This is a genomic window from Curtobacterium sp. MCPF17_018 (genome assembly GCF_003234135.1).
Lineage (GTDB): Bacteria > Actinomycetota > Actinomycetes > Actinomycetales > Microbacteriaceae > Curtobacterium > Curtobacterium flaccumfaciens.
The window spans coordinates 101752-128050 of record NZ_QKSJ01000002.1; the positions used below are offsets into that span (position 1 = coordinate 101752).

A 26299-nucleotide genomic window follows, 5' to 3' on the forward strand; every position below is an offset into this window, starting at 1 on the left:
GCTAGCTGGGGACCAGGCGCGACGCCTGGCGATCTGCCTGCTCGAAGCTGCGCAAGACGCCGAACGTCCGGAGCCGCCTGAGTGGCCGTAGGCCAGTTCGGCACCAGGAAGCCCCCAGATCCTCGACAGAACGAGGACGAGGGGGCTTTCTCGTACCCGGACACCATCGAGCTCTCGCCGGCCGCAGAGCGGTACATGCACCAGCTGGCGATCGACCTCACCGCTGGCGTCGTTGAACTCAGGCAGCTACCGCCCTCACTTCGGCAGTTCTACGTCTTCGCGTTCGAGCAGGGGAGCGCGTCACGGCAGGTCGAGATCGACCAGGCCAACGACGACGCGGACCGGCTCTACGCCGAAGTTTGCCGACGCCAGCCATCTCGAGAACACGAGACCACCAACGCCTTCCTCGAGGCGCAAAAGCACCGCGGCGCTGAAGCCGCAGCCAAACGAGCGGCCGAGATCCGCGCCCAGATCTACTCCGGACAGGAGACCCAATGACCCGACCTCCCACCACTTTCGATGCCCGATGGCTGATGGCGCAGGACTTCCCACCCACTCAGTACGTCGTCCCCGGCATCATCCCGGAAGGCATGACCTTGCTCGTCGCCGCGCCGAAGATCGGCAAGAGCTGGCTAGTGCTCGGACTGGCACTCTCGCTCCACGTTGGCGAGAAAGCACTTGGCGGTGTACCTACGGGCGCGCCCCGACCTGTCTTGTACCTCGCGCTCGAAGACGGTCCCCGCCGTCTGCAGCAGCGCATCCGCACGCTCAGCCCTGAGGTGGTCACCCCGCGGCTCGAGTTCGTCACAGCACTTGAAGGCGGTCAGGTGATCCCTGCCATCAGGGAGTTCATCTCCCGGAACATCGACCAGAACCCCGTTGTCATCCTCGACACACTCGGGAAGGTGCTGCCGAGCACCGCAGCAACGAAGTCGCAGTACGCCGCGGACTACGAGTTCCTGGGCGCCCTCAAGGCCACCACTGACGCGGAACCGGGCTCGTCCCTCATCATCGTCCACCACACCCGGAAGAGCGGCGGAGAGGACTTCCTGGACGCTGTGAGCGGCACCCAGGGCATCGCGGGAGCTGCGGACACTGTGCTCGTGCTGCGCCGTGAGCGCCAGGAGCAAAGCGCGACGCTGCATGTCACCTCTCGCGATGCGAAAGAGGGCGAGTACGCACTGCTGCTGTCGGACTCGGGAGCTTGGTCACTCAACGGGGGCGGGCTGGAAGCTGCTCGCGCTGCTGCTGACGCGATCAAGGTGTCCGCGGGAGTGGGGGATCGGATGGCCGACATCATCGGCGTCATCTACCAGGCCGATGCCCCTGTGTCCCGCCAAGAGATCCAGCACCTGCTGCCGACGATCCCGGTGACTCAGCTCGACGTGTACCTCAAGCGCGCGGTCGACGCGAAGCGCATCTTGAAGCCTTCACGAGGCCTCTATGGCCCTGTTAGTTCCGTTAGATCTGTTAGTTCCGAAGATGGTTCTAACACTCCTAACGCTTCTAACACCCCCTACGAGAGCGAAGTGTTCGAGGGCGTGGCATGAACCCGATCACCGTCGCCTGCCCTGACTGCTCAGCCGCGGCAGTCATCGACATCTCTGGCCCCGGCATCACGCACGCGCTGCTCGAGCACGACGACACATGCCCGCGGCTCAACCACCCAGCCTTCGGGCTGCACCACGATCCCAAGGACTACGCATGACCGACAGCTCCAGCAAATGGCTTAAGACGTACCTCGAAGAGCTCGAGGCAGCCGGCAACAAGATCCTCACTCAGCTCTACGAGGACAACGAAGGGGTGCCAAGTGGAGTCGTCGGTGCAGGCTCCATCAGCATCGCCAGCTACACGCTCGCTAGCGAACTGGCCACCCTCACCGCCCACCCCGATCAGATGGTTCAGGCCGTGGTCCGCCACCATGCGCTGTCGACCGGCACCCTCGGCGCGGAAGCTTGGTCAGATGTGCTCTACGGCGCGCTGCTGCACCTTGCAATGCTGTACCTCGAGCCCGCCTATCGGGTGACCGACAGCAGCGGTGACCTCGACATGAGGGCTGCCGCTAACGAGTGGTGGGAGACGTTGCAGAACGCCGCCGGCAGTGACCCCGCATGAGTCTGCGGCTACTCAGCAGCGGCTGCCTGCTCGCCCTGCCCCGTCACGGTCGTTGCCTGAGGGGCTGCAGCTTGGACTGCGGCCTGTCGCGCCGCTTCCGCTTCATCGCTGTCCTGCTGGGCAAGAAGGAACAGGAACGCCGCAGTCACGATCAGGTCGCCGTAGAACGGGACCCAAACCCACGGGACAGCTCGATCGCTGAGCCCATCGAAAGCGAAGCCGTTGGCCGAGATGACGACCCCCCACACCGAGAACACGAGCGACGCCGCCGGCAACAGCGAGTACGCCCAGTGTGCGCGAAGGGAGTTACGAAGCGATCTGCCCTCGAGGGGCACTACCAAGAGCAACACGGCGAAGACGCCTGCGAAGGCGGCACATGCATCAGAAGTCACGGCAGCGCCTATCGGCCGCTCTCCCTCCGAAGTAAGCGGGACTCATGAATCGGCACGCCCGCGAGCTCGTGCACGGCACTGACGGAGCGGTAGTGGTTGTCAGCGGTCGCGCAGCGGCTTGGTTGCTGCGCTACGCCGAACTTGACCGGTATCACGCGGACCATCGCGGTGAAGATGCCGAGATCGATCAGACGCTTATTGCAATGAAAGTGGTGGCGCTGTCGTGGCGCGAGTCCGCAACAGGAACTCGCAATGCATCACATGCGGAACTGTCGGCAGAATTGGAATGGCTCAGCACAAAGCAAGCGGCTGACGCCCTCGCGATGACAGACCGTGCAATCCGCAAGGCAATCCGTGAGAACAGACTCAAAGCGACGATGGTAGGTCGCGCCTACCGAATCAACCGCGAACAACTCGCGCACTTCAAAGCTCGAAAGGAACCAGCATGACCACGCCCCGCACCAAGCAGCATGAGCTGGCCGAGACCACTCGGCAGGAGTATCAGCGCCGTGTCGAAGAGATCCGCAACGACCGGCGCTTCACGCCCGAAGCCAAGCAGCAGGCCATCGCCAAGCTCTACCGTGACACCAACTACCAGCTCGGACAGCTGCGCGATGAGCGCGACGCCACGCTCAACAGTCGCCGCACTGCACTCGAAGCAGAGATGTTCGGCCTACCGAAGTACGCATCCACATCCGACACGCTCTCGTACCGCGATGCGCTCGACCGAGCCAGCCGAGCCGAAGACGGTGCGGCGCTGGCTGCGCTCTACGACACGGCAGCCATCAGCAACGACACCATCCTCGCCAAAGCCATCCTCGCGAAGGCATACGGAGACGGTGAAGTCGACGTCATCAACCGATACCTCGAAGACCACTCGACGCTCGAGACCAAAGCGCAGGAGCTGTGGGACATCCGCTACGGCGATGAGGCTGCAGGGCAGACACTGCAGAACACGCTCAACGACTTCGCGTTCCAGGCTGACAAGCCCACCGAGATCCGCGCTCTCTCCGACTCGCTGATCGAACAGGTCGCAGAGGCGAGCGAGTGACCCAGGGGGCTACACGTAGGCGGCGTCCTGCCCAGTACCTCCGGGGCGGGCGCGTCTCTCTCCGTGACAGCAGAACGGTTGGCCCTGCGCCTGCTGCTGCTCAGGATTGGAGCGGAAGTGACTGATTCAAACGACGTGCAAAGTGCAGCGCGGACGCCCCGCGGTTTGAACGCCGCGGGGCGTCGTCTTTGGGATGCCGGCACGGCTGAGTTCGAGTGGGCGCAGCACGAGTTGGCGATGCTCGAAGAGGCGTGCCGAACACGGGATCGGATCGTTGAGCTCGATGCTGCGGTGAAGACCGGAGGCCTCATGATCACCTCTCCGCAGGGCTCTCGAGTACACCCGGGCGTGGGTGAGGCCCGACAGCAGCGCCTGACGTTGGCGCGGCTGCTGGCCACTCTCGGCATCCCGCCGTTGGAGGATGACAGCCTTCCTGCTGCCCGCAAGGTGCGCGGCGTCTACGGGATGCGCTGATGCCGCGGCGCAGGTCGGCAGGAACGAGTGGACCGCCCTGGCTGTCGGAGTTCGTCGAGGCGGACTGGCCCGGGCGCTGTTCGTTGGAACGTCTGAGGGCATGGCGTACGGCGCAACATGCTGCGGCGACGGACATCGCTGCAGCCTCGGCGGCTGCCCGTGCCGCACGTAGGGCATTCGTCCATCCCGGTGATTGCCCAGTACATCCGCTGCCGACCGTGCGTCCAACTGGGTGGAATCGAGGCTCGGAAAAGACCCTTTTCACGCTGGTCGGCCCTGGTGACGCAACTTTAACGGAAGAGGTCAGAAACGATTCTCCACGGGACCACGAATTGCGACGTGCGTTCGAAGAATGGTTGCAGCGACTCGGCTGATTGAGCGGATGCAATGAGACAATTGATGTAGGAACTAGCCCGCCGGTTTACCCGGGCATGAACAAGAGAGATCTTGGCATGCCCGGGTATGGGTGAGTGTTTTGGTGTGCCGATTTCTCCTAACCATAGGAGAGAACATTGGCAGACCGAGTAGTTCAAGTAACGATCCGTGCCGCGATCGACAATTACGTCAGGGGCATGGAGAAGGTCCGTAAGGCTACAGCTGATACGGCGAAGGACTCCGACAAGCTCGAGAAGGTCGGGCAGGCAGCTGAGCGCGTTGGCGGCTCCCTGCTCACGATGGGTGCCGCGGCGACGGGCTCTGTCCTGATCGTCACCAAGATGGCGGCTGACTTCGACGCGCAGATGTCCAAGGTGCAGGCCGCGACCAACGCCACGGCTTCGGAGATGGACAAGTTCCGGAACCAGGCCCTGACTGCTGGCGCTGCGTTCGGGTACACGGCAACTCAGGTGACTGAGGCGCAGGTGGAGCTGGGTAAGGCTGGCCTGGCGACGAAGGACATCCTTGGCGGTGGCCTGACTGGCGTTCTGGCCCTGGCCGCGTCGGACAACGTGGATCTTGGTAAGGCGACGCAGATCGCTGCGGTCGCGATGAAGCAGTTCAACCTCGAGGGCTCCGACGTCCCCCACATCGCGGACCTGCTTGCTGCTGGTGCCGGTAAGGCGCTGGGCGGCGTGCAGGAGCTTGGTGACGCCCTGAACCAGTCCGGTCTGGTCGCTTCCAACTTCGGCTTTTCGATCGAGGAAACCACGGGTGTGCTGTCGTCTTTCGCGGACGCGGGTCTGCTTGGTTCTGATGCGGGTACGTCGCTGAAGAGCATGTTGCAGATGCTGGCAAACCCGTCGAAGGAGTCGGCGCAGCTGATGAAGTCCCTCGGCATCAATGTCGAGGACGCGAACGGTCAGTTCCTGGGTGCTGCTGACATCGCTCAGGTGCTGCACGATCGGCTGTCGACGCTCAGCGACGCTCAGCGCCAGCAGGCCCTGTCGCAGATCTTCGGTGCGGACGCTGTCCGTGCTGCGACGGTTCTGTACAAGGAGGGTGCTGACGGCATCCAGCAGTACATCAACCAGAACAACGACGCCGGCTACGCGATCGACCAGGCTGCGAAGAAGTCGGACAACCTCAACGGTGACCTGAAGAAGCTGCAGTCGGCTTTCCAGTCTGGGCTGATTGAGACGGGGACGTCTGCGAGCAGTGCTCTGCGTCCGATGGTGCAGGACCTCACGTCGTTCATCCAAAAGGTTCGAGAGCTTCCGGAACCGCTGAAGGCCACGGCGCTCGGTGCGACGGGGGTCGTCGGCGCGGCAACGCTTCTGGGCGGCGGGCTGCTGCTTGCTGTGCCGAAGATCGTCGAGTTCCGATCCGCGATGGCGTCGCTGCGAGAGAGCGGTATCACTGGCCGCGCAGCACTCAGTTCCGTGTCTGGCTTCCTCGGTGGGCCGTGGGTCGGAGGCATCACCCTCGGCGTCACCGCTGTAGCCCTGCTGAACACTGAGCTCGAGAAGCTGAAGGCGGATGGTGCGGAGGTCACGCACACCCTCAAGTCGGCTTCGTCGGCTGCTGAGATCTTCAAGACGCTCGGCAAGGGGCAGCTGTCCGCGGGCATCGACGGCAGCGTGAAGGATCAGCTGAAAGACATGGACGCGGCTCTGCAGTCATTCGCGTCCCACAACAGCGACAACGGCTTCCAGGCCATCCTCACGCGGTTCACCAACACCGACTTCAACCAGGGTGTTAACGCGCTGCGGGATATCAACGCGGAGATGGGTCAGCTCGCACAGACCGACCCGTCGAAGGCAGTCCGCGCGTTCGAGCTGCTGGCTGAGCAGACCGATGGGTCACAGAATTCGCTGCACCGGCTGGTCGACGCGATCGGAGGCGACTACCGGTCGGCGCTGGTCCAGCAGGCGGACGCTCTCGGCATCACCGCGAATGACACGAACCTCGTGAAGCTGGCGATGGGTCAGTACGCGGACGCAGCAAAGGGCGCGAAGCAGCCGACTGAGGACAACGCCGAAGCTCTCAACGCCCTGCAGGGGGCCGCGGGCGAGGCTGCTCCGAGCATCGATGAGGTCGCGAACGCGCTGCGGGCGCTGACGTCCCCGACGCTCGACGCCCGTGAAGCGCAGCGTCAGTTCGAAGCTGCCGTTGATGCGGTCACGGAGTCGGTGAAGGAGAACGGCACGTCGCTGGACATCTCGACGGAGAAGGGCCGCAGCAACCAGTCGGCGTTGGACGCCATTGCGCAGGCAGCGCAGAACGCCGCCGGGTCAATTTACGAGCAGACCGGCAGCCAGCAGTCGGCTACCGCAGCGATGGAACAGGGTCGCAGCGAGCTCGTTCGCGCACTCGGCCAGTACGGCATTACAGGTGCTGCTGCTCAGCAGTACGCAGACAAGATCATCGGCACGCCGAAGCAGTGGGCGACCCAGTTCACCAACACCGCGGCGGCAGCGAGCGGACCGGTCAGCCGGTACCAGAACCTGCTCGAATCGTTGCCGGGGTCGAAGTCGACGAAGGTGTCTGCGGACACGTTCATCGCGCAGCAGGGCATCGGGACCGTCTCCCGCATGCTGTTGGGGCTCCCCACACAGAAGACGATCACCATCACGACGAACCACGTCGACGTCGCCACCCCGGCCAACACCAACGGTGTGTTCAAGAACAAGGCGTCTGGTGGCCCGATTTACGGGCCGGGCACGGCAACGTCGGATTCGATTCCTGCGATGCTGTCCAACGGCGAGTATGTCGTTAAAGCGTCGTCGGTGGACAAGTACGGTGTCGCTTTCCTGGATCGCGTGAATGCTGGCATGTTTGCGGCTGGCGGGATCGTGGAGCGTTTCGCTTCTGGTGGGCAGGCGCGTCTTTCTCGGAAAGCTCCCGCTCCGAAGAAGCCTGCGTACGCGTACAATGCTGGTGGTAATTTCCAATTCACGTTGAACCGTCGCGCCGGTCAGTATGACGGCATGTCGGGTGTTTCCGAACTGATTTCGATGTTCGGTAACTCGCAGCTGCCTTCGAGTCTCCGTAACCAGTCGGTGCGTGCTGCTTTGAAGTACCAGCTGTCGATGAAGAACCTGTCGGACCGTTCGGATGATGCGGCGCGAAAGCTAACTGATCTGCGGCAGTCGGCGGAATCGTTGAAGTCGTCGGTTGCGTCTGCTGTCGGCAAGGTCGACGTGGGCGATTACCGTTCGGCGTCGTCGCTGCGGCGTGGCCTGTCGAAGACGGCGGGGAACGTGACGGAGTTCGCGAATCTGCTGTCGTCGTTGGCGAAGAAGGGCATCAACGGGGACCTGTTGGCGGAGATCGCTTCGTTGGGTACCGCTGAGGGTCTTCCGTTAGCGCGGTCGTTGGCGAAGGCGTCGTCCGCGGACATCAAGTCGATCAACTCTTCGTATTCGTCGATCCAGTCGACGGCGACGAAGGCTGGTCAGACGGTTGCGGACGCGAACTACAAGGCGCAGATTGCTGCTGCTGACAAGAACGCGCGTTCGTTGGAGTCGCAGATCGCGAAGCAGTCGCGTGCCATTCAGGGGATCATCGCGCGTGGTTTCGGTTTGAAGGGGTACGCGGCCGGCGGGTACACGGGTGAGCTCGGTGTCAGCCAGGTTGCCGGTGTTGTTCACGGACGCGAGTTCGTGGTGAACGCGGCGGCTACTGCTCGGAACCGGGGTCTGCTCGAGGCTATGAACCAGGGCGGCAACGTCAGGTACATGGATCCCACGCCGCTGCGCGCCGCCGCGCAACAGCCAGCGCAAGTAATCAACCGTGCGGGGAACAACTACAACCTGTCCGTACAAGACCCCACCGCGGTCGTTCACGCAATCGAGCGGCGTGAACGTGCCCAGTACGTCTAACCGCGCATAACAGACAAAGAGCGCCGCCCCATACAGGGGTGGCGCTCTTTCGTCCGGCCACTCATTTCCTCGACACTCACATTTTACCTCGATGAAGGAAGAATAACCATGGGCAACCCCCTACTCGTCTCCGTCGACTCCGACACCAAACAGTTCCCCGACGCCGTTCGCAAGCGTGCGGCGGCGAACCTATCTGACCCGAATGCCTTCGAAGGCGCTGCCGTCGGCTCTCTCCTGGCCGGCGTCGGGGCAAACCCTGTCCGTCAGTTCGTCTACTTCGGTGATTCCTGGGGCACGAAGCTATACAGCGACACGGACCCGCTTCCGAACATGGCCATCGCTCGGCTCGGCGGCAACCTCGTGAAGAACTACGCGGTCGGCGGCGCAATCCTCGGCCCCACGACGCAGAACAGTGGCAACGCGACAGATGCCCAGGTGACCACCGCCCAGGCTGACTCGTCCTACAACAAGAACCGGATCACTGATGTCGTGGTGCTCGCCGGCGTCAACAATATCGGCGGCTATCTTCCAACCGTCGACCAAGCACGGGCGCACTTCCAGGCGATCGCAACCCTGTACCCGAATGCGCGCCTCTGGTACGCCGCGGACGCGAAGAAGGCGATCAACAACGCCGGAGACAACGATCCCTGGCGCTGGTACACACGGTTCTTCGAAGGTGCATCTTTGGCTGGTTTCGCGGTCGCCGAGTCGTCACCGATGTGGACGTGGTCCGCGATCCGAGACACCGCGGCTTGGTGGGACCCGGCGACCTCAACCGATCAGTCCCGGCACCCGACCGCTGCTGGCTTCGTAGCTGTCGCAGCCCGCCTTGCGGGCTTCCTGACAGGTGAATCCTGGCGGCCATACTTCAAGGTCGCGACCGCGTTGCACTCCAACGCGGCAGCTCTGATGACGGCCCAAGGCGTGTCCGGAACACCGACGCTGGCCACGGACGACACAACCATCGAGGGGTCATCGCTGCGCCTCAACGTCTCGATCGGAGGCATGGACGCCCTCGCCTCTGTCGCGACCACCGCGTACCAGCCGATCCTGCAGATCCCGACGGCGTACATGCCGGTCGGCAACTACCTGATGGCTCCCGCGGGGTGCCGGCTCTCCGGTGGAACGATGGACTTCACCTACGCCTTCCGTGTCAACAACGATGGAGCCGGCGTCGTGAGCGTCGACCCACGGCTGCTGAACAACCACGTCGGCTACTTCGTGCTGCGCGCGGACCTGCCGATGAATATGGTCAAGACGGCCGACTAGCTAAGAGCTCCGACCGAAAGACGCCCCGCCCCTCAACATGAGGGGCGGGACGTTCATAAGAGCAGCGAACCGGACTAATGCGATTCCGAGGCTTCGCGGATCGCAACGATGGCGTCGTCGTCTTCCTCAAACTCGCCCAGGTACCGTCGTTCGATGCTGCCATCTTCGTGCCAGGCGTGCCAGTGCTCAAAGTCGTCAAGTGTCATACGGCCGAGCACCACATCATCTGCCATGCGCGTGATGGTGAAGGTGCCGTCGGCCTCGCTCGTCATCATCAGCTTGCCCTCGTCGCTCATAAGTTTCGTCCTCAATCCCTACTGTCTTCGAGGGCTGTGTCCTCGAGGCTGATGTTGAACCCGTTGTCCGGGTGGTAGGTCCAGGAAGCGTCCTGCATGCCATCAAGCGCCCGTGTGCTGAGCATCCGGTTGAGTGTCGCTTCTGTCGCCTTCGTGCGCTTCAGCACGCACTCCACGTCCGACCACGTGATCATGCCCGAACCGAAGTCGTCGTCACCCGCGGTGCTGAGGATCAAGGATGCCCCCTCGTCGGCATACTCAACGCCGTCCTCGCCCCGGATGTCGCACTGCTCGATCGCCGTCTTGAAGCGCGGCGTCGGAGGCTCGGCCTTCGCACAGCCGGCGAACGACACCGCAGTCAGTGCGGCGACGAGAATGGCAGGTAGGACTCGGTTCACGTCAGAAGCATAGGACGGCTCACGTTTGCCGTCGCCGCCCCTCTTCGGGAGGCGTCGCCGTCTCGGCGCGACCCGTTCGGGGTGGTGCGCCCGTTCGACCAGCCCGGAAAGATAAAGGTATGGGGCTTCTCGCGATCGTTCTCTTCATCACCGGCATCTTCATCGCCTACTGGGTAGTGCACGCCGCCGTCCTCGCCGCGCTCAACGACCACTACAAGACCCGCACGCACTTCGAAGCAACAGGGGAGTGGAAACCGGGGCACTGGAACAACAAGACTGCGCCGAAGCGGGTTCAGGGGTGAATATGCTCGCTGGCATCTTGTTCGGGGTGTCCGCTGCTGCTGAGCTCACGGGTGTCCTGCTGATCGTGTTCGACATCAGAGCTGCTCGTAAGCTGCTCAGCACCAGGATGGTTCGCGTAATCGACGGCGGACACGCCGGTACGGACTACGACATGACTGTGCGTGAGTCGTCGGACCCGGTTGAGCGATTCCTGCTCGAGGGGCGCGCCGGCCAAAAGGCAGCGGTCGTGCTTGTGATTCTCGGCATCATCGCTGGCACGGTCGGGAACTTCCTAACTCTCGGAGGCTGAACCGCGGGACCGAACAGCGTCTCGCCACAACCAAGCGCTCTCGGCTGCCTGGCCGAAGCCCCACTCTGCGAGCACGGCACGCTCGGTGTACGCGATGACGCGCGCCTCGACCTCGAGAGAGCGGTCCGGGAACGAAAGCCAAGCCAGCACGGGGTCGGGCTCTGCGAGGTCGTAGACGGGGCCTCCATACGCCGCCTCGGGCAAGCTGAGCGCCGGACCGAGCGACCAACGGTCTCGTCGCCTTCGCGCCATCAACGGGCCCGCGGGTCGAGAGCTCGGCGCGACACCCTCTCGCGTGGCACAAGCACCTGCTGCAGTCGCCCCTGCCAGGCGGTCTGCACGAGCACCGCACTATTCGACTCAGCAGCGGCAAAGCACTTCAAGTGCAGCACGCCGACCCCCACGAACTCGATGTCAGCCCAGACGGGAGCGACCGGATCGAGCATGCGAAGCCGGCCAACGACCCCTGCGTCGAGCGTGCTGGGCTGATGCAGGGTGACGTCGGGATGCTCCGGGGGAGCCCACTTGTGCTCGGGCATGCAGGGATCGTGCAACGACCCACCGACATCTTCGCCAGACCGCCCAAACTGGGGCATCCTGGTTCAACTTGAGAAACCCTATGCTCCCACTATGAAGCGCACTCTCGCCACCGTGGCCATCGCAAGCATCATCATCGTTGGCGTAGCGGGTTGCGCGAAGCAGGAGCCCCCTACGCCACGCTTTAAGACGGCAGTTTCGAAGTGTGACCTGAAGGGCAAGGACGGGGTTGAGTACGCCGACAAGGGTGTCTCACTTATCTTGTCGACGGCAGGCGAGGACGACCTGTCCGCTGACCAGGCCAACATCCTCAACGTCATGTGTGTGCTCAAGCGCGTTAAGGCGAGCGCGGCACTGCAGGACCGCATGCTCAGCACCCGCGCCATGGACGGCATGCAAGAAGGTGACTTCCGCGGCATCCACGCCTCATGGACGTACCACCCCGACAACGGCTTCAACTTGAGCCTCGAAGACGAACGGTTGGCGAAGCTGCTCGAGGACTAGGCGACGATCCGCATCATCGGATGCGTGACCATGAGCCGTGCCATTCGTAGCTTTGGTCGCTCGCCAAGTCGACCTTCGGTCGATCACCGTCGAAGTGGAACCGCACCACTGGCGAGTTCTCCGCCTGCTCCAGCTTCGATGACGCTTCTACGGCGCGCGCTACGATGTTGAAGTCCGCCGGCAGTCGCTTCTCTGTCTCCGCAGCGTCTAGCTCGTCGAGCCAGACCGTGAGCAGCCTGGCTTGGCGAGTCGCGGCAGTAACCGTCGTTGTGAAGCTCGAAGCAGCGATCAGCGCAGCCTGACGATTGTTCATGCCGCCAAGCTACTGACTTCGGTCGAGACCGGCTAGCCCAGCAGCCACTCGGCTTGCATCGATGAACGCGTCGATCTCGGACCGCTTGTAGAGCACCTTGCGGTCGGTGGGCTTGTAGTACGGGAAGCCCTTCTTCTCGTACCGCAGCTTCTTCAGGTGCTCGAGGCCGTAGCCGTACTCGGCCGCGACCTGCTCGGGGGTCATCCAGTCAGAGGTCATAGCGAGATCCTAAGAACCGAGTGTCGCAGACATGCACGGCTTCACCGTCGCCGCCTCACTCGCGCGTGTACCGCTCAAGCAGGCCTGGCAGTGCATTTTTGTGCTCGCCCTCGTAGTCCACCTGTACGGACACCGGTACGCCCGGTGCGATCAGCAAGTAAGTCACGACCTTGCGCCCGTCTTCCGCCCAGTCGACGATGGGAAGCCATTCAACGCGGCCAAGGCGCTGTGCCGTACCAGTGACCCGCATCATCACCTCGGCGTACAAGTCCTCGATTTCGTATTGGCGGCCGTCGTACTGAATGAAGCCCATGTCCGCACGCTAGTCCGAGTCCGCAGCGGGTCCGCAAACACCCCACAAGCCGCTGCATCTGAGCAACACGTGACACCATGAAGAGCCGCGCAGAATCAACGATCGCACCACCCCGCACCACCTGGCACCCAAGGCGGGGGAGTTAGGATGCCCCAGTGAACGACATGACCACGAACCTCGCGACCTACTCGGTCGTGCTCACGTACTCCGCGATGGCGGTGTACGTGGTCGCGTTCATCTCGTTCGCCCTCGACATGGCCAAACGTTCCGGCGAGGTCACGGCCGCCGCGAAGGACGCGGGCGCCGACGACAGCTCGGCCGACACGGCCGGCACCGCGTCGGCACGCGGAGCGAAGACGGTCGCGACCGTCCGCGGCGGCACCGTCGTGCTCGAGCAGGTCGCCGCACCGCCGTCGGGTGGCTCGGCCGGCCGCGGCACGAAGTTCGAGCGCGTCGGCATGGCGATGACGATCCTCGCGCTCGTCCTGCACGTGGCCTCGGTCGTCCTGCGCGGCATCGCGGCCGACCGTGTGCCGTGGGGCAACATGTTCGAGTTCTCGCTGACCGGCACGGCGCTGATCACCCTGATCTTCCTGCTCGTGCAGTTCTGGCAGAACCTGAAGTTCCTCGGTGTCTTCATCACCGGCCTGACGATCATCCTGCTCGGCATCGCGACGGTGAACTACTGGGTCCCCGTCGTCCCGCTGCAGCCGGCCCTGCAGTCGTACTGGCTCGTCATCCACGTCTTCGTGGCGATCGCCGGCACCGGGTTCTTCGCGCTCGGCGCGGGGCTCGCGGTGGCACAGCTCGTGCAGACGTACCGCCAGGGCCGCACGGCCTCCGGCAAGCTCCGCTTCATGGCGACGCTGCCCGACGCCGACCGGCTCGAGGTCCTGACCTACCGCGTCCTGCTCGTCGGTTTCGTCCTCTGGACCTTCACCCTCATCGCCGGTGCGATCTGGGCCGAACGCGCCTGGGGTCGGTACTGGGGCTGGGACACGAAAGAGGTCTGGACCTTCATCATCTGGGTCGTCTACGCGGGCTACATCCACGCCCGTGCGACCCGCGGATGGCGCGGGGCGCGGTCGTCCTGGCTGGCCCTCATCGGCTTCGCCGCGGTGATGTTCAACTTCTCGGTCGTGAACGTCTTCTTCAAGGGCCTGCACAGCTACTCGGGTCTGTGAGCACGACGGGTCGCTGACGCGGCCCTGGTCGCGCCCACGACCGGACGGGAGGCACGGTGCCAGCTGGCACCGTGCCTCCCGTCCGTCGCGCGGCCGCGTGCAAGGCCAGGAAGACGCCGTCGTGTTGGTGGGACGCCGCGTTGTCGACGACACGCCGCTGATCTCGGCGGCGTCTCGATGACTCGGCGGCGTCTTGCGGAGACGCCGGCGTCTTGCGGAGACGCCGGCGTCTCGTGAGGACGCGGCGGCTGCGCTACCCGGCGGCTGCGAGCAGGGCGTGCACGCGCGCCACCCGCTCACGCCACCACGCCGTGCGCTCCGGCGACGCGGCGTGCCGGTCCACCAGCTCCCGCGCGACGTCGACCCGGCGCACCGGCACCCGACCGCCGACCGGCAGCAGCGGATCGGCCGTGACGTCCCCGGCGAACATCGCAGCCGTCCCGAGCCCTGCGGCGTACCCGGGGGTCATCGCCGCGGCGGCCAGGAACGCGCCCATCCCGAGCCCGACCGAGGTGTCGAGCGCGCTGGAGACGACGCACGGCAACCCGGCGTCGGCGATGACGCCACGGGCCGCGGTGATCCCGCCGAGCGGCTGGGCCTTCACGACCAGGACGTCGGCGGCACCGGCCCGTGCGACGGCGAGGGGGTCGCTCGCCTTCCGGACGCTCTCGTCCGCGGCGACCCGGACCCCGAGGCCGCTGACGCGCGACCGGAGCTCGGCGAGTTCGGGCACCGTCGCACAGGGCTGCTCGGCGTACTGCAGGTCGAACGGTGCGAGCCGCTCCAGTGCCGCGGCGGCCTGCTCGACGCTCCACAGCCCGTTCGCGTCGACCCGGACCGCGGCCTCGGGGCCCATCGCCCGGCGGACCGCGGCGACACGGGCGACGTCGTCGTCGACGGTCGTGCCGGGCTCCGCGACCTTGACCTTGGCGGTGGTGCAGCCGGGGTACCGAGCGAGCAGGTCGGCGACGTCGTCGGCGGCGATCGCCGGGACGGTGGCGTTGACCGGCACGGAGTCGGCGGCCGGTTCGTGGTCCGTCCACCCGAAGTCGACGGTGGCCCGCAGCCAGGCGGCGGCCTCGGCGTCGTCGTACTCGACGAACGGCGAGAACTCGGTCCAGCCTGCGGGGCCGCGCAGCACGACCGCCTCGCGCGTGGTGATGCCGCGGAACCGCACCCGCATCGGCAGGGCCACCACGTGGGCGTAGGCGAGGAGTTCGGCGAGGTCGGGGAGCACGTCCGCCATCCTCCCACCGCACCCAGGGGGCCTGCCGGTTCCTCGGAGGGGACCGCCAGGGCGGGGCACTAGCATGCATCGGTCGGCCTCGGTCGGCGAGGGGAACGACCCGGAACGATGGAGGCTCGGTGGCGGTGGATCCGCGGCAGCGCGCAGCACAGCAGCGCGCATCGCAGCGCCCGTCCGACCCGTCGAGCGCCGCAGCCCGACCGGTGGCCGGAGCTCGTCCGGCGGCCGGAGCCCGACCGGCGGCGGCAACCGCAGGCCGTCCGGCAGCGGGCGCTCGACCCGCGGCGGCCGCCGGGCGCGATCCCGACGACTTCGCCCGCCTCATGCAGCGCAACACCGTCGACGTGCGGCAGACGGCTGCCACGAAGCGCCGCAACCCCGTCGTCGGCAAGATCGCACTCGGCCTCGCCGTCGTCTCCGCCGCGGTCGACGCCAGTGCCTTCGCCGTCTTCATGGGCGGTGACACGAACTTCGCCTTCGGGATCTGCTTCGTCGTCGTGTTCCTGACGCTCATCGCCGCCGTGCTCGGGTTCGTCGCCGCCGTCGGCTCGTTCGGACGCTGGTACGGCGCCGTCGGGGTCGTCCTGGCGTTCTTCGCGAACCCCGTGATCCTCATCGTGATCATGGTGTTCGTCGCGCCGGAGATCCTGACCGACATGGGCGCCTGACCCGCCAGACGCCCGGCGGTACGTTGGGAGCATGGCTGCTCCCGTCTCCGACCTGTTCGACCCCGACGTCTGGACCACCGCTCCGATCGCGGAGCAGTTCACCGACATCACGTACCACAAGCACGTCTCCAAGGGCATCGTCCGGGTCGCCTTCGACCGTCCCGAGGTCCGCAACGCCTTCCGGCCGCGCACGGTCGACGAGCTCTACCGCGCTCTCGACGACGCCCGGCAGGACCCGCGTGTCGGCGTCGTGCTGCTCACCGGCAACGGCCCGAGCCCGAAGGACGGCGGGTGGGCGTTCTGCTCCGGCGGCGACCAGCGCATCCGCGGGCGGAGCGGCTACCAGTACGTCGGCGACGAGGGCGCACCGCCGGAGGGCGTCGACCCCGCGGCCGCGCAGGCGTCGATGGGGCGGCTGCACATCCTCGAGGTCCAGCGCCTGATCCGGATGATGCCCAAGGTCGTCATCGCGGTCGTCCCCGGCTGGGCTGCGGGCGGTGGGCACTCCCTCCACGCGATCTGCGACCTCACCATCGCGAGCGCCGAGCACGGGAAGTTCAAGCAGACCGATGCCGACGTCGGCTCGTTCGACGGCGGCTACGGCAGCGCCTACTACGCCAAGCAGATCGGGCAGAAGTTCGCCCGCGAGGTCTTCTTCCTCGCCCAGGAGTACTCCGCCCAGCGCGCGTACGAGATGGGTGCGGTGAACGCCGTGGTCCCGCACGCCGACCTGGAGCGTGAGGCGATCCGCTGGGGCGAGATCGTGCTCGGCAAGTCCCCGACGGCGATCCGGATGCTCAAGTACGCGTTCAACGCCGTGGACGACGGCATGGTCGGTCAGCAGGTGTTCGCGGGCGAGGCGACGCGGCTGGCCTACGGCACCGACGAGGCGGTCGAGGGTCGCGACTCGTTCCTCGAGAAGCGCGCTCCCGAGTGGACCGCGTTCCCCTGGCACTACTGATGCCCCGTCCGCTGGTCGCGACCGGCACGTCGGACCCGACGGCCGTGCTGCGCGCTCTGGAGGCAGCACTCGCCGGCGGCCCCGCACTGCTCCCCGTCGCCGAGGGGGCTCCGGCACTGCCGACGCCACCGCCGGCGGAGGTCCGTCAGGCGGTCGCCCTGGTGGTCGAGACGAGCGGGTCCACCGGCACCGGCAAGCGCGTGGCGCTCTCGTCCGAGGCGCTCCTCGCCGGTGCCGCCGCGGCGGACGCGGCACTCGGTGGGCCCGGGCGCTGGGTGCTCGCACTGCCGACGCACTACATCGCCGGCATCAACGTCCTGACCCGCTCGATCACCGCGGGCACCGAACCCGTCGTCGTGCCACCCGGGCACTTCGCGGCCGCCGCGTTCTCCGAGGCGGCCGAACGGCTCGTCGCCGGTCCGGCTGCGCCGCGTCGCTACACCTCGCTGGTGCCGGTGCAGCTCGCCCGTGTCCTCGACGACCCGGACGCCACGCGTGCGCTCGCCCGGTTCGACGCGGTCCTGGTCGGCGGGCAGGCCACCCCGGCGCCGCTCCGGCAGCGGGCGCTCGACGCCGGGGTCCGGATCGTGACGACGTACGGTGCGAGCGAGACGAGCGGTGGATGCGTGTACGACGGCGTCCCGTTCGGCACGGTGCGCACCGCGCTGGTCGACGGCGAGCTGCACCTGGCCGGGCCGATGCTCGCCGAGGGGTACCTCGACGACGACGCCCGCACGGCGTCGGCCTTCGTCGAACGGGACGGGCTGCGCTGGTACCGGACCGGGGACACCGCGACCCTGTCCGACGGGGTGGTCCGCGTGCTCGGACGCCTCGACGACGTGGTGATCTCCGGCGGCGAGAAGGTCCAGCTCGGTGCGGTCGAACGGCTCGTCCGCGGACTCCCCGGGCAGGAGAGCGCCGTCGTCGTGCGGCGCTCGGCGGGGGAGTGGGGCGAGGTCCCGGTCGTCGTCACCGAGCAGCCGCTCGACCTCGACACCGTGCGTACCCACGTCGGAGCCACCCTGGGGCGTGCCGCCCGCCCGGCCGACGTGGTCCTGGTGGACCGGATCCCGATGCTGCCGTCGGGCAAACCCGACCGTCGGGCCGTGCAGGCGCTCGTCGACCCGGTCCGCTCGTAGGACCGCGAGCGGCCGGGCGTTCGCATCGGCAATAAGATCGGTGCTCGTGGCACGAACGAAGAACTCGACGCAGAAGCAGGGCCGGTCCGGCAACCCGGCGAAGGCCGCTGCCCCCGCCCGCACCAAGCGGAAGGCGACCGCGCGCGACTGGATCGGCGGCGCACGCCTGCGCACCCTGACCCTCGGTGTCGTCCCGGTCGTGCTCGGCACCGCCGTCGCGTTCGTCGACAGCGGGGAGTCCGGCGACTTCGGCGACTACCTGGCGAAGGACGGCCACCTCGCGGTCGCGCTGCTCGCCCTGGCCGTGGCGCTGTTCCTGCAGATCGGCGTGAACTACAGCAACGACTACTCCGACGGCGTCCGCGGCACCGACGAGTACCGCGTCGGCCCGGCACGACTCACCGGAGCCGGCCTGGCCAAGCCCCGGACCGTGCTCACCGTCGCCCTGACGTTCTTCGGCCTGGCCGCGGTCGCCGGCCTGGTCATCGTGCTGCTCACCCAGCTGTGGTGGCTGCTGCTCGTGGGCGCTGCCGCCATCGTCGCCGCCTGGTTCTACACGGGCGGCAAGAAGCCGTACGGGTACAACGCCCTCGGCGAGGTCTTCGTCTTCGTCTTCTTCGGATTGGTCGCCGTGCTCGGCACCCAGTTCGTGCAGATCCGCGAGGTCACGGTCAGCGGCTGGGCAGCCGCGGTGGCCGCCGGGTTCTTCGCCTGCGCGGTCCTGATGGTCAACAACATCCGCGACATCGACGAGGACCAGCTGGCGGGCAAGCGCACGCTCGCCGTGGTCGTCGGTCGTCCGGTGGCCCGCGTCCTCTACGGCCTGTTCCTGATGCTGCCGTACGTCGTGCTGCTCTGGTTCGTGCTGCTGTACTTCCGCACGGGCTTCACGTACTTCTCGCTGCTGCTGGCCCTGCCGGCACTGGCGATCGGGGTGTCGTCACGGAAGCCCCGCGAGCTCATCACGGCCCTGCAGCTGTCGTCGTTCGCCTCGCTCGCCTTCGGCGTGGTGCTCGGGATCACCCTGGCCGTCCAGCCGTAGTCACACGGGCCGGCCCGCCCCCGGCCCGGCCCCGTCTGATCAGTCGGCGTCGGTGTCCCGGCGCGTTCCGTGCCGGTCGGCGTCGGACACCGGACGGACGACCGGGGTGGCCGCGGCGTCGGAGTCGGCGGCGTCGACGAAGTCGTCCTCGAAGTCCGAGTCGGCGTCGCGCTCCGGGGCGCCGCGGCGGTTCGCCAGACTCAGGGCCACCTGCGTGCGCAGTCCGGACAGGGCGATGTACGAGATGAGCAGGCCCACCAGGGCGGCCACGATCGTCGCCCAGTACCACGGCATCGGCGTCAGGAGCAGGAGGAGCACGAGCGCCACCACGAAGATGCCGAGCCGAGCCAGGGTGTACAGGAGCCACGCTTTCACACGGTGAGTCTACGGAGCGCCGACCGGCAGGGGCATCACAGGGTCGCGACCTAGACTTCACCGCATGGTCCGCTTGTGGTTGATCGTCGCCGTGGCCGCCGTCGCCTTCACGGTGTACGCGGCCATCGACTGCGGCACGATGCCCCGTCAACGCGTCCGTTCCCTGCGTCGCGGCGTGTGGCTCCTGCTCGTCATCATCCTGCCCGTCGTCGGCGGCGTCCTCTGGTTCCTGCTCGGTCGCACCCCGGCGGCCGACCCCGGTGCCTCGGCCCGGTACCGTGGACCCGAAGACGACCCGGACTTCCTCGGCACCACGCCGGAGCCGGGCGCCACACTCACGGACAAGGACCAGGACGACGCGACCCTCCGAGACCTCGAAGACCAGTTCCACGAGCGCGACGACGACGGCCGCACCGATCGCTGACGGCCCCGTCGGTTCGGGCAGCCCGGCGACGGACACCGCGCTCGCCCTCCTGCAGGAACTCGTGCGTGCCGGCGTCACCGACGTCGTCGTGAGCCCCGGTTCGCGTTCCCAGGCGCTCGCACTCGCGGCGGTCGCCCTGGAACGCGCCGGTGGGCTGACCGTGCACGTGCGGTTGGACGAACGGACCGCAGGGTTCTTCGCACTCGGGCTCGCGGTCGAGACGCACCGACCCGCAGCGATGGTGACGACGTCGGGCACCGCGGTGGCGAACCTGCACCCCGCCGTGCTCGAGGCGCACCACTCCGGCGTGCCGATGATCGTGCTGAGCGCCGACCGCCCCGACGAACTGCGCGGCATCGGCAGCAACCAGACCACCGTCCAGCCGGGGATCTTCGGCCAGGCCGTCGCCTTCGTCCGCGACGTCGAGGCCCCGTCGGCGCACGGCGTCGACGCCTCGGTCCGCTACACCCTGCGCACCCTCGCCCGACAGGCCGTCGCCGCCGCAGCCGGACACACCGGGCAGCCCGGGCCGGCGCAGCTCAACGTCGCGTTCCGTGAGCCGCTGTCCGCCGGGCTCGCCCCGGAGCACGTCACTCCCGTCCCGGACGACGAGGTCGACCTGGCGTTCGCCACCCGCCGGGCGCACACCGGTCTGCCGGTCGCGGAACTCACCCCGGACGACGAACCGGGCACCGTCGTCATCGCCGGGCACGACGCCGGCGAGGACGCCGAGCGGATCGCCTGGGAACTCGGGGCGCCGCTCCTCGCCGAGGTCTCGAGCGGCGCGCGTTTCGGCCGCAACCTGGTCGTGGCCTACCGCGAACTGCTGCGCGACCCGGACCACGGCGGCGCGGTCCGCCGGGCCGTCGTGCTCGGCCACCCGACCCTCAGCAGGGAGATCCCCGCGCTCCTGCAGCGCGACGGGGTCGAGACGATCGTGGTCCGCGGACCGGCGGCCGACCCCTTCGACCCGGCCCGCGCCTCCCGACCGGACGCCGCGACCACCTTCGTGTCCGACGTCCGCGTGACGGGCCGCACCCGGCCGGAGCACCGCGCGTGGGTCGGCCGCTGGGTCGGCTCCAGCCGGCGGATCCTGGGGGACGGCGACGCCGGCCCGGACCTCGACGCCAAGCGCTCCGCCGACCGCGCCGAGCGGAACAAGTTCCTGCGTGACGAGGTCGCGCTCCGTCGCCGACCCGTCGACCGGGCCATGCTCGCCGACGCCGTCTGGGGGGTGACCTGGCCGCACGACCGGCTCGTCCTCGGGGCGTCGCAGCTCATCCGTGAAGCCGACGCCCGGGTGCTCGGCAAGAAGATCCGGGTGCACGCGAACCGTGGGCTCGCCGGCATCGACGGCACCGTCTCGACCGCACTCGGCATCGCCGCGGCGCTCGAGCAGTCCTCCGCCTCGGTGGGCACCACACGCGTGCTCCTCGGCGACCTGACGCTGCTGCACGATCTCGGAGCGTTCGTCACCGGCACCGAGGAACGCACCCACCGGGTGCAGGTCGTCGTCGGCAACGACCACGGCGGCGCGATCTTCCGCGGGCTCGAGGTGGCGAAGACCACGCCGGAAGCCGACATGCGGCGGATGATGTCGACCCCGCAGCACGTCGACGTCGAGCGGGTCGTCACGGGCCTCGGGTGGGAGTACCGCCGGGCGGCGACGTGGGGTGACCTCGAGCGGGTGCTCACCGACCCCGCCGAGCGGGTCGTGATCGAGGTCCCGCTGGCGGACTGACCGGCGAGCGGCGACCGGCGAACGCGCGGCTGCGCGGCTGCGCGGCTGCGCGACTGCGAGGACCGCCGTCGCGGCGGCTGCCTCAGGCCAGCGCGTCGGTGATCGGCCGGAACTTCAGGGCCGTCTCGGCGACCTCGCGCGCCGGCTCCGAACCGGCGACGATCCCGGCCCCCGCCCAGGCCCGGACGGTGCCGTCGTCGTCGATCCGGGCGCTGCGGAGCGCGAGCATCCACTCGCCGTCACCCGTCGCGCTCATCCAGCCGACCGGCCCGGCGTAGCGGCCGCGGTCGACGCCCTCGAGCTCGGCGACCAACCGCACGGCCACGTCCGTCGGGGTGCCGGCGACCGCGGCCGTCGGGTGCAGGGCGTCGGCGACGTCCAGGGACGTGGTGTCGGGCGGCAGCGTGGCCTGCACGTCGGTCGCCAGGTGCCACAGGTTCGGTAGCTGCAGCCGGAACGGTTCGGCGTCGGCGCGCAGGTCCGTCGCGAGCGGGGCGAGGGCCGCGAGCAGGCTGTCGATCGCGAAGATGTGCTCCTCGACGTCCTTGGCACTGCTGGCCAGGGCCTCGGCGGCGGCCCGGTCGGACACCTCGTCGGCACCCCGGGCGGCGCTGCCGGCGAGCACCCGTGCGGTCAACCGCGTGCCGTCGGTGCGGGCGAGGGTCTCGGGGGTGGCGCCGATCAGGCCGTCCACCGCGAAGGTCACGCACTGCGGGTAGGCGGCCGCGAGGTCGAGCAGGACCGCCCGTCGATCGGCTCCCGGCGGCAGCGTGCCGACGAGGTCGCGGGCGAGCACGACCTTGCGGGCGCTCCCGTCCACGATGCGGCGGACGGCCTCGGACACGTTGGCGGCGTAGGTGTCCTCGTCGATGTGCCCGGGACGCAGCGCCACGGAGACGTGCGGCCCGACGTGGGGGACCGGGACCGAGGTCCGGGTGAAGGCCAGGGGCTCCGCGCCGAGCGTCGTGTCGATCGCGGTCAGCCAGGCCTTGCCGCGCCGCCGACCGAGGACCACCCGGGGCACGATGAGCACGCTCTCGTCGGCGGAGTCGTCGGCGAAGGCGAACGACCCGAACGCGACGAGCCCCGAACCGCGTAGCTGCACCGGGTCGTCGACGACGGCGGTCTCGACGACGCTGCGCCAGAGGGCCGCGGCGTCACGCATCCGGTCCGGGCCGGTGAACGTGAACCGGAGCGCCTCACCGATGCCGACGATGCCGTCGCCGTTGCGGACGAAGGCGAGGGGACGGTCGCGGAGCGTGTGGCGGAGGACGGCGCCCGGGTCGTCGAGGATCCGGGTCGAGACCGTCAGCGGGGGCGCCGCCGTGGTGGTTCGGGTCACGGCTCCGATGCTACGCGCCGATCCCGCACCGCCCGGGTGGCTGCGAGTCCGGTGAACCCTCGGTCGGGACCTCTAGGATTGACGCTGTGAGCAGAGCGGACCTGAACAAGCGCCCGGACGAGGTGGCGGCGATGTTCGACGACGTCGCGGCCAAGTACGACCTCACGAACGACATCCTGTCGGCGGGCAACGCCCCGCTGTGGCGTGTCGCCACGGTCCGCGCGGTCGACCCGCAGCCCGGCGAGAAGGTCCTCGACATCGCCGCGGGCACCGGGACCAGCGCAGCGGCCTTCGCCAAGAAGGGTGCCGAGGTCACCGCGATCGACCTGTCCGCCGGCATGATCGCCGTCGGCCGTGAACGCCACCCCGAGATCACCTTCGTCGAGGGCGACGCCGAGCAGCTGCCCTTCGACGACGACACGTTCGACGCCGTCACGATCTCGTTCGGGCTGCGCAACGTGAACGACCCGAAGCAGGCGCTCGCCGAGATGCTGCGCGTCCTGAAGCCCGGTGGCCGCGTCGTCATCTGTGAGTTCTCGACGCCGCCCCGCGCCCTGCTGCGCTTCGGCTACGGCACCTACCTGAAGCGCGTGCTCCCGGGCATCGCGCGGCTCTCGAGCAGCAATCCGGCTGCCTACCGCTACCTCGCCGAGTCGATCGACGCGTGGCCCGACCAGCAGGTGCTCACCCAGTGGCTCCGCGGTGTCGGCTTCTCGGTGGTCGCCTACCGCAACCTGACGGCCGGTATCGTCGCACTGCACCGTGGCCGCAAGCCCGTCGCCGACACGGTGCGCGAGTCCGCGGCACGGCGTGCGAAGGCCCGCCGTGACCACCAGAACACCGGCGAGCAGCCGCGCGTCGACCCGGCCGCCGACTGACCGGTCACCACCCCCGAAGACGGAGCAGCACTTGAATCCGAGCGTCCCGGTCGCACGTCGCGCGCCGAGCCTGCGCGCATCGCTGGGCATCGGCGAACGGTTGTTCGCCACGCCCGCCGACCGACGCTTCATCTCCGCGGTCGACGACGGGCTCGAACTCGTCGAGCAGGGGCTCGAGGACGCCATGCGCTCCACCGACACCCTCGCCGACACCACCAGCCGGTACCTGCTGTCCGCCGGCGGCAAGCGCATCCGTCCAACCCTGACGCTCCTCATCGCCCAGCTCGGTGACGGCGTGACCGACGCCGTGGTCAAGGCCGCGGTGAGCATCGAGACCACGCACCTGGCGTCGCTGTACCACGACGACGTCATGGACGAGGCGCCCGTCCGCCGCGGGGTCCCCGCCGCGCAGATCACCTACGGCAACAACGTGGCGATCCTGACCGGTGACCTGCTCTTCGCCCGCGCCAGCCTGATCACGGCCGACCTCGGCACCGAGGGCATCCGGATGCAGGCCGAGACCTTCCAGCGCCTCTGCATGGGGCAGCTGCACGAGACCACGGGGCCGCAGCCGGACGACGACCCGCTCGAGCACTACATCCAGGTGCTCAGCGACAAGACCGGTTCGCTCATCGCCACCGCGGCACGCGCCGGCGTGATGTTCTCCGGTGCCGACCGCGCCTACCTCGACGCCGTCGGTACCTTCGGCGAGAAGGTCGGCGTGGCCTTCCAGCTCGTCGACGACGTCATCGACCTCGCCCCCGCGACGGACAAGACGGGCAAGATCGCCGGCAACGACCTACGCGCAGGCGTGGACACCCTGCCGGTCCTGCAGCTGCGCCGGATGGCCGCGACCGATCCGTCCGCGCAGCACCTGGTCGAGCGCATCGAGCGCGACGTCAACGGTGCGCCCGACGACGTGGTCGACTCCGCGCCGTACCAGTCGGCCGTCGCCGCGCTCCGCGAACACGAGGCGACCGCGGCGACCCGCGCCGTCGCCGTCGCCTGGGCCCGCGAAGCCGTCGCCGCCCTCGCCCCGCTCCCCGACGGCACCGTGAAACGGGCACTCACCCGCTTCGCGGACTCCGTCGTCGACCGAAGCCGCTGAACACCCCTCCCGACGCGGCACGCCCACGGCGGCCCGGTCGGGAGGCCCCCGGGAACCCCCACCCGAACGAACTGGAGACGATCAGTGCCCACCCTCCGACTCGCCATCGTCGGCGCCGGCCCGGCCGGCATCTACGCCGCGGACATCCTGCTGCGCGAGGCGCACGGCTACGACGTGTCGATCGACCTGTTCGAGCAGCTCCCCGCGCCCTACGGTCTCGTCCGGTACGGCGTCGCCCCCGACCACCCGCGCATCAAGGGCATCATCAACGCCCTGCGTGACGTCCTCGACCGCGGTGTCGTCCGGCTGTTCGGCAACGTCCGCTACGGCGAGGACATCACCCTCGAGGACCTCAAGAAGCACTACAACGCGGTCGTGTTCTCGACCGGTGCGATCAAGGACGCCGACCTCGACATCCCCGGCGTCGACCTCGACGGCTCGTACGGCGCAGCCGAGTTCGTGAGCTGGTTCGACGGCCACCCGGACGTCCCGCGCACCTGGCCGCTGCACGCCGAGAGCGTCGCGGTCATCGGCGTCGGCAACGTCGCCCTCGACGTCTCGCGCATCCTGGCGAAGCACGCCGACGACCTGCTGCCGACCGAGATCCCCGCGAACGTGTACGAGGGCTTGCAGGCATCGCCGGTCACGGACGTGCACGTCTTCGGTCGCCGCGGTCCGGCACAGGTGAAGTTCACGCCGCTCGAGCTCCGCGAGCTCGGCGAGGTCCGTGACGTCGACATGGTGGTCTACGACGAGGACTTCGACCACGACGAGGCCTCGAAGACCGCGATCGCGACGAACAAGCAGGTCATGGTGATCAACCGTGTCCTCGAGCAGTGGCGCACGCGCGAGGTCGGCCAGGCCAGCCGCCGCCTCCACCTGCACTTCTACGCGAAGCCGATCGAGTTCGTCGGCGACGAGCAGGGCAAGCTGACCGCCATCCGCTACGAGCGCACCCGTCCGAACGGCGAGGGCGGTGTCGAGGGCACCGGCGAGATCCGCGAGATCCCGATCCAGGCCGCCTACCGCGCGGTCGGGTACTTCGGTTCCCCGCTGCCCGGTGTGCCGTTCGACGAGCGGCACGGTGTCATCCCGAACCACGAGGGCCAGGTCCTCGACGACGACAACCAGCAGATCCCCGGGGTGTACGCCACCGGCTGGATCAAGCGCGGTCCGGTCGGTCTCATCGGGCACACGAAGTCCGACGCGATGGAGACCGTGCAGCACATCGTCAACGACCAGGCGAGCTGGTGGACCCCGGAGGACCCGTCCGACGAGGCGATCCCGGCGCTGCTCCGCGAGCGCGGTGTCGAGTACACCGACCTCGAGGGCTGGCACCACCTCGACACCCACGAGCAGGCGCTCGGGGCGGCCGACGGGCGCGAGCGCATCAAGGTGGTGCCGCGCGACGAGATGATCGACGTCTCGCTCGGACGCGTCGACACCCCGACGAGCTGAC

At 68.0% G+C, this 26299-nt stretch carries 32 protein-coding genes; 22 read left to right on the forward strand and 10 right to left on the reverse strand.

Going from position 1 to position 26299, the window contains the following annotated elements:
* The first annotated feature begins 195 nt into the window (after window positions 1-195).
* The 4 genes from DEJ27_RS03075 to DEJ27_RS03085 are packed head-to-tail and all read left to right on the forward strand — an operon-like array spanning window position 196 to window position 2115.
* Window positions 196-498 (forward strand): hypothetical protein, encoded by a 303-nt coding sequence (locus DEJ27_RS03075; protein WP_146244643.1) that lies wholly within the window; start codon window positions 196-198, stop codon window positions 496-498.
* Window positions 495-1550, forward strand: a complete 1056-nt coding sequence (locus DEJ27_RS03080; protein ID WP_111090288.1) for an AAA family ATPase — start codon at window positions 495-497, stop codon at window positions 1548-1550. Before DEJ27_RS03075 ends, DEJ27_RS03080 begins: the two co-directional genes overlap by 4 nt.
* Window positions 1547-1708 carry a hypothetical protein gene (locus DEJ27_RS17675; RefSeq protein ID WP_181430076.1) on the forward strand — a complete coding sequence of 54 codons (162 nt, stop codon included), beginning with the start codon at window positions 1547-1549 and terminating at the stop codon, window positions 1706-1708. Before DEJ27_RS03080 ends, DEJ27_RS17675 begins: the two co-directional genes overlap by 4 nt.
* Window positions 1705-2115 carry a hypothetical protein gene (locus DEJ27_RS03085; RefSeq protein WP_111090289.1) on the forward strand — a complete coding sequence of 137 codons (411 nt, stop codon included), beginning with the start codon at window positions 1705-1707 and terminating at the stop codon, window positions 2113-2115. The genes DEJ27_RS17675 and DEJ27_RS03085 overlap by 4 nt, the downstream gene beginning before the upstream one ends.
* Before the next feature lie 8 nt (window positions 2116-2123).
* Here the strand turns inward: DEJ27_RS03085 and DEJ27_RS03090 are convergent, their stop codons facing one another.
* Window positions 2124-2507, reverse strand: a complete 384-nt coding sequence (locus DEJ27_RS03090) for a hypothetical protein (RefSeq protein WP_111090290.1) — start codon at window positions 2505-2507, stop codon at window positions 2124-2126.
* A 44-nt stretch (window positions 2508-2551) separates the two neighbouring features.
* On the opposite strand from DEJ27_RS03090, the gene DEJ27_RS03095 reads away from it, so the two are divergent.
* The 5 genes from DEJ27_RS03095 to DEJ27_RS03115 all read left to right on the forward strand — a co-directional run bounded on the left by DEJ27_RS03095 (window position 2552) and on the right by DEJ27_RS03115 (window position 9560).
* Window positions 2552-2956, forward strand: a complete 405-nt coding sequence (locus DEJ27_RS03095; protein WP_111090291.1) for an excisionase family DNA-binding protein — start codon at window positions 2552-2554, stop codon at window positions 2954-2956.
* Window positions 2953-3558: a hypothetical protein gene (locus DEJ27_RS03100; protein ID WP_111090292.1), complete on the forward strand. Its 606-nt coding sequence runs from the start codon at window positions 2953-2955 to the stop codon at window positions 3556-3558. The genes DEJ27_RS03095 and DEJ27_RS03100 overlap by 4 nt, the downstream gene beginning before the upstream one ends.
* Before the next feature lie 63 nt (window positions 3559-3621).
* A complete protein-coding gene (locus tag DEJ27_RS03105) occupies window positions 3622-4032 on the forward strand; it encodes a terminase (RefSeq protein ID WP_220035367.1) in 411 nt (136 codons plus the stop codon).
* Between the two features lie 572 nt (window positions 4033-4604).
* Entirely contained in the window at window positions 4605-8291 is a 3687-nt protein-coding gene (locus DEJ27_RS03110) for a phage tail tape measure protein (RefSeq protein ID WP_111090294.1), read from the forward strand.
* 108 nt (window positions 8292-8399) lie between these two features.
* Entirely contained in the window at window positions 8400-9560 is a 1161-nt protein-coding gene (locus DEJ27_RS03115) for an SGNH/GDSL hydrolase family protein (protein ID WP_111090295.1), read from the forward strand.
* A 74-nt stretch (window positions 9561-9634) separates the two neighbouring features.
* Here the strand turns inward: DEJ27_RS03115 and DEJ27_RS03120 are convergent, their stop codons facing one another.
* A complete protein-coding gene (locus DEJ27_RS03120) occupies window positions 9635-9856 on the reverse strand; it encodes a hypothetical protein (RefSeq protein WP_111090296.1) in 222 nt (73 codons plus the stop codon).
* Window positions 9857-9867: 11 nt separating this feature from the next.
* Complete coding sequence (locus DEJ27_RS03125) at window positions 9868-10254, reverse strand: hypothetical protein (protein WP_146244644.1); 387 nt, start codon at window positions 10252-10254, stop codon at window positions 9868-9870.
* A gap of 119 nt (window positions 10255-10373) precedes the next feature.
* Between DEJ27_RS03125 and DEJ27_RS03130 the strand changes: the two genes are divergently transcribed.
* Together DEJ27_RS03130 and DEJ27_RS03135 are read left to right on the forward strand one after the other, a co-directional pair.
* Window positions 10374-10556 (forward strand): hypothetical protein, encoded by a 183-nt coding sequence (locus DEJ27_RS03130; protein WP_111090298.1) that lies wholly within the window; start codon window positions 10374-10376, stop codon window positions 10554-10556.
* A gap of 2 nt (window positions 10557-10558) precedes the next feature.
* Entirely contained in the window at window positions 10559-10846 is a 288-nt protein-coding gene (locus tag DEJ27_RS03135) for a hypothetical protein (protein ID WP_111090299.1), read from the forward strand.
* A 251-nt stretch (window positions 10847-11097) separates the two neighbouring features.
* Here the strand turns inward: DEJ27_RS03135 and DEJ27_RS03140 are convergent, their stop codons facing one another.
* Entirely contained in the window at window positions 11098-11385 is a 288-nt protein-coding gene (locus tag DEJ27_RS03140) for a hypothetical protein (RefSeq protein ID WP_111090300.1), read from the reverse strand.
* A gap of 91 nt (window positions 11386-11476) precedes the next feature.
* Between DEJ27_RS03140 and DEJ27_RS03145 the strand changes: the two genes are divergently transcribed.
* Window positions 11477-11887: a hypothetical protein gene (locus tag DEJ27_RS03145; RefSeq protein WP_111090301.1), complete on the forward strand. Its 411-nt coding sequence runs from the start codon at window positions 11477-11479 to the stop codon at window positions 11885-11887.
* A 13-nt stretch (window positions 11888-11900) separates the two neighbouring features.
* Here DEJ27_RS03145 and DEJ27_RS03150 read toward each other — a convergent pair whose 3' ends face one another.
* The 3 genes from DEJ27_RS03150 to DEJ27_RS03160 are packed head-to-tail and all read right to left on the reverse strand — an operon-like array spanning window position 11901 to window position 12732.
* Window positions 11901-12200, reverse strand: a complete 300-nt coding sequence (locus tag DEJ27_RS03150) for a hypothetical protein (RefSeq protein ID WP_111090302.1) — start codon at window positions 12198-12200, stop codon at window positions 11901-11903.
* Between the two features lie 9 nt (window positions 12201-12209).
* Window positions 12210-12419 (reverse strand): AlpA family transcriptional regulator, encoded by a 210-nt coding sequence (locus DEJ27_RS03155; RefSeq protein ID WP_111090303.1) that lies wholly within the window; start codon window positions 12417-12419, stop codon window positions 12210-12212.
* A gap of 55 nt (window positions 12420-12474) precedes the next feature.
* Window positions 12475-12732: a hypothetical protein gene (locus DEJ27_RS03160; protein WP_111090304.1), complete on the reverse strand. Its 258-nt coding sequence runs from the start codon at window positions 12730-12732 to the stop codon at window positions 12475-12477.
* Between the two features lie 164 nt (window positions 12733-12896).
* On the opposite strand from DEJ27_RS03160, the gene ccsB reads away from it, so the two are divergent.
* On the forward strand, window positions 12897-13916 hold the full coding sequence (gene ccsB / locus DEJ27_RS03165) for a c-type cytochrome biogenesis protein CcsB (RefSeq protein ID WP_110861626.1): 1020 nt from the start codon (window positions 12897-12899) through the stop codon (window positions 13914-13916).
* A gap of 253 nt (window positions 13917-14169) precedes the next feature.
* Here the strand turns inward: ccsB and DEJ27_RS03170 are convergent, their stop codons facing one another.
* The gene (locus DEJ27_RS03170; RefSeq protein WP_111090305.1) at window positions 14170-15162 is read right to left on the reverse strand and encodes an o-succinylbenzoate synthase; all 993 of its coding nucleotides are present in this window, start codon (window positions 15160-15162) and stop codon (window positions 14170-14172) included.
* A gap of 119 nt (window positions 15163-15281) precedes the next feature.
* Here DEJ27_RS03170 and DEJ27_RS17680 point away from each other — a divergent pair, with 119 nt between their 5' ends.
* Genes DEJ27_RS17680 through DEJ27_RS03195 form a run of 4 tightly spaced genes read left to right on the forward strand, consistent with a single transcriptional unit; the run spans window position 15282 to window position 18972 of the window.
* Entirely contained in the window at window positions 15282-15830 is a 549-nt protein-coding gene (locus DEJ27_RS17680; protein WP_181430078.1) for a hypothetical protein, read from the forward strand.
* Window positions 15831-15861: 31 nt separating this feature from the next.
* Complete coding sequence (locus tag DEJ27_RS03185) at window positions 15862-16791, forward strand: 1,4-dihydroxy-2-naphthoyl-CoA synthase (protein WP_071406303.1); 930 nt, start codon at window positions 15862-15864, stop codon at window positions 16789-16791.
* Window positions 16791-17930, forward strand: coding sequence for an AMP-binding protein (locus tag DEJ27_RS03190; protein ID WP_111090307.1), 1140 nt, complete (start codon window positions 16791-16793; stop codon window positions 17928-17930). Before DEJ27_RS03185 ends, DEJ27_RS03190 begins: the two co-directional genes overlap by 1 nt.
* A 40-nt stretch (window positions 17931-17970) precedes the next feature.
* On the forward strand, window positions 17971-18972 hold the full coding sequence (locus DEJ27_RS03195) for a 1,4-dihydroxy-2-naphthoate polyprenyltransferase (RefSeq protein WP_110861560.1): 1002 nt from the start codon (window positions 17971-17973) through the stop codon (window positions 18970-18972).
* 39 nt (window positions 18973-19011) lie between these two features.
* Here DEJ27_RS03195 and DEJ27_RS03200 read toward each other — a convergent pair whose 3' ends face one another.
* On the reverse strand, window positions 19012-19347 hold the full coding sequence (locus DEJ27_RS03200) for a DUF4229 domain-containing protein (protein ID WP_111090308.1): 336 nt from the start codon (window positions 19345-19347) through the stop codon (window positions 19012-19014).
* 64 nt (window positions 19348-19411) lie between these two features.
* Here DEJ27_RS03200 and DEJ27_RS03205 point away from each other — a divergent pair, with 64 nt between their 5' ends.
* Both DEJ27_RS03205 and menD read left to right on the forward strand, forming a co-directional pair.
* Complete coding sequence (locus DEJ27_RS03205) at window positions 19412-19771, forward strand: PLD nuclease N-terminal domain-containing protein (RefSeq protein WP_110861556.1); 360 nt, start codon at window positions 19412-19414, stop codon at window positions 19769-19771.
* A 49-nt stretch (window positions 19772-19820) separates the two neighbouring features.
* Complete coding sequence (gene menD, locus DEJ27_RS03210; protein WP_309147031.1) at window positions 19821-21512, forward strand: 2-succinyl-5-enolpyruvyl-6-hydroxy-3-cyclohexene-1-carboxylic-acid synthase; 1692 nt, start codon at window positions 19821-19823, stop codon at window positions 21510-21512.
* Window positions 21513-21594: 82 nt separating this feature from the next.
* Here the strand turns inward: menD and DEJ27_RS03215 are convergent, their stop codons facing one another.
* On the reverse strand, window positions 21595-22854 hold the full coding sequence (locus DEJ27_RS03215; RefSeq protein ID WP_111090309.1) for an isochorismate synthase MenF: 1260 nt from the start codon (window positions 22852-22854) through the stop codon (window positions 21595-21597).
* Window positions 22855-22940: 86 nt separating this feature from the next.
* Between DEJ27_RS03215 and DEJ27_RS03220 the strand changes: the two genes are divergently transcribed.
* The 3 genes from DEJ27_RS03220 (at window position 22941) to DEJ27_RS03230 (ending at window position 26298) form a co-directional block, all read left to right on the forward strand.
* Entirely contained in the window at window positions 22941-23732 is a 792-nt protein-coding gene (locus DEJ27_RS03220) for a demethylmenaquinone methyltransferase (protein WP_111090310.1), read from the forward strand.
* Window positions 23733-23763: 31 nt separating this feature from the next.
* On the forward strand, window positions 23764-24840 hold the full coding sequence (locus DEJ27_RS03225; RefSeq protein WP_027466355.1) for a polyprenyl synthetase family protein: 1077 nt from the start codon (window positions 23764-23766) through the stop codon (window positions 24838-24840).
* An 84-nt stretch (window positions 24841-24924) separates the two neighbouring features.
* On the forward strand, window positions 24925-26298 hold the full coding sequence (locus DEJ27_RS03230; protein ID WP_111090311.1) for an FAD-dependent oxidoreductase: 1374 nt from the start codon (window positions 24925-24927) through the stop codon (window positions 26296-26298).
* Window position 26299: the final 1 nt, after the last annotated feature.

What these genes read in the sequence shown, in the direction of transcription:
- DEJ27_RS03150 (WP_111090302.1), bottom strand. Translation starts at nt 12,200, where the DNA reads ATGAACAATCGTCAGGCTGCGCTGATCGCTGCTTCGAGCTTCACAACG.
- DEJ27_RS03085 (WP_111090289.1), top strand. Translation starts at nt 1,705, where the DNA reads ATGACCGACAGCTCCAGCAAATGGCTTAAGACGTACCTCGAAGAGCTC.
- DEJ27_RS03190 (WP_111090307.1), top strand. Translation starts at nt 16,791, where the DNA reads ATGCCCCGTCCGCTGGTCGCGACCGGCACGTCGGACCCGACGGCCGTG.
- DEJ27_RS03185 (WP_071406303.1), top strand. Translation starts at nt 15,862, where the DNA reads ATGGCTGCTCCCGTCTCCGACCTGTTCGACCCCGACGTCTGGACCACC.
- DEJ27_RS03135 (WP_111090299.1), top strand. Translation starts at nt 10,559, where the DNA reads ATGCTCGCTGGCATCTTGTTCGGGGTGTCCGCTGCTGCTGAGCTCACG.
- DEJ27_RS03130 (WP_111090298.1), top strand. Translation starts at nt 10,374, where the DNA reads ATGGGGCTTCTCGCGATCGTTCTCTTCATCACCGGCATCTTCATCGCC.
- DEJ27_RS03140 (WP_111090300.1), bottom strand. Translation starts at nt 11,385, where the DNA reads ATGCCCGAGCACAAGTGGGCTCCCCCGGAGCATCCCGACGTCACCCTG.
- DEJ27_RS03095 (WP_111090291.1), top strand. Translation starts at nt 2,552, where the DNA reads ATGAATCGGCACGCCCGCGAGCTCGTGCACGGCACTGACGGAGCGGTA.
- DEJ27_RS17675 (WP_181430076.1), top strand. Translation starts at nt 1,547, where the DNA reads ATGAACCCGATCACCGTCGCCTGCCCTGACTGCTCAGCCGCGGCAGTC.
- ccsB (WP_110861626.1), top strand. Translation starts at nt 12,897, where the DNA reads ATGACCACGAACCTCGCGACCTACTCGGTCGTGCTCACGTACTCCGCG.
- DEJ27_RS03080 (WP_111090288.1), top strand. Translation starts at nt 495, where the DNA reads ATGACCCGACCTCCCACCACTTTCGATGCCCGATGGCTGATGGCGCAG.
- DEJ27_RS03160 (WP_111090304.1), bottom strand. Translation starts at nt 12,732, where the DNA reads ATGGGCTTCATTCAGTACGACGGCCGCCAATACGAAATCGAGGACTTG.
- DEJ27_RS03075 (WP_146244643.1), top strand. Translation starts at nt 196, where the DNA reads ATGCACCAGCTGGCGATCGACCTCACCGCTGGCGTCGTTGAACTCAGG.
- DEJ27_RS03115 (WP_111090295.1), top strand. Translation starts at nt 8,400, where the DNA reads ATGGGCAACCCCCTACTCGTCTCCGTCGACTCCGACACCAAACAGTTC.
- DEJ27_RS03120 (WP_111090296.1), bottom strand. Translation starts at nt 9,856, where the DNA reads ATGAGCGACGAGGGCAAGCTGATGATGACGAGCGAGGCCGACGGCACC.
- DEJ27_RS03205 (WP_110861556.1), top strand. Translation starts at nt 19,412, where the DNA reads ATGGTCCGCTTGTGGTTGATCGTCGCCGTGGCCGCCGTCGCCTTCACG.
- DEJ27_RS03100 (WP_111090292.1), top strand. Translation starts at nt 2,953, where the DNA reads ATGACCACGCCCCGCACCAAGCAGCATGAGCTGGCCGAGACCACTCGG.
- DEJ27_RS03145 (WP_111090301.1), top strand. Translation starts at nt 11,477, where the DNA reads ATGAAGCGCACTCTCGCCACCGTGGCCATCGCAAGCATCATCATCGTT.
- DEJ27_RS03110 (WP_111090294.1), top strand. Translation starts at nt 4,605, where the DNA reads ATGGAGAAGGTCCGTAAGGCTACAGCTGATACGGCGAAGGACTCCGAC.
- DEJ27_RS03155 (WP_111090303.1), bottom strand. Translation starts at nt 12,419, where the DNA reads ATGACCTCTGACTGGATGACCCCCGAGCAGGTCGCGGCCGAGTACGGC.
- DEJ27_RS03170 (WP_111090305.1), bottom strand. Translation starts at nt 15,162, where the DNA reads ATGGCGGACGTGCTCCCCGACCTCGCCGAACTCCTCGCCTACGCCCAC.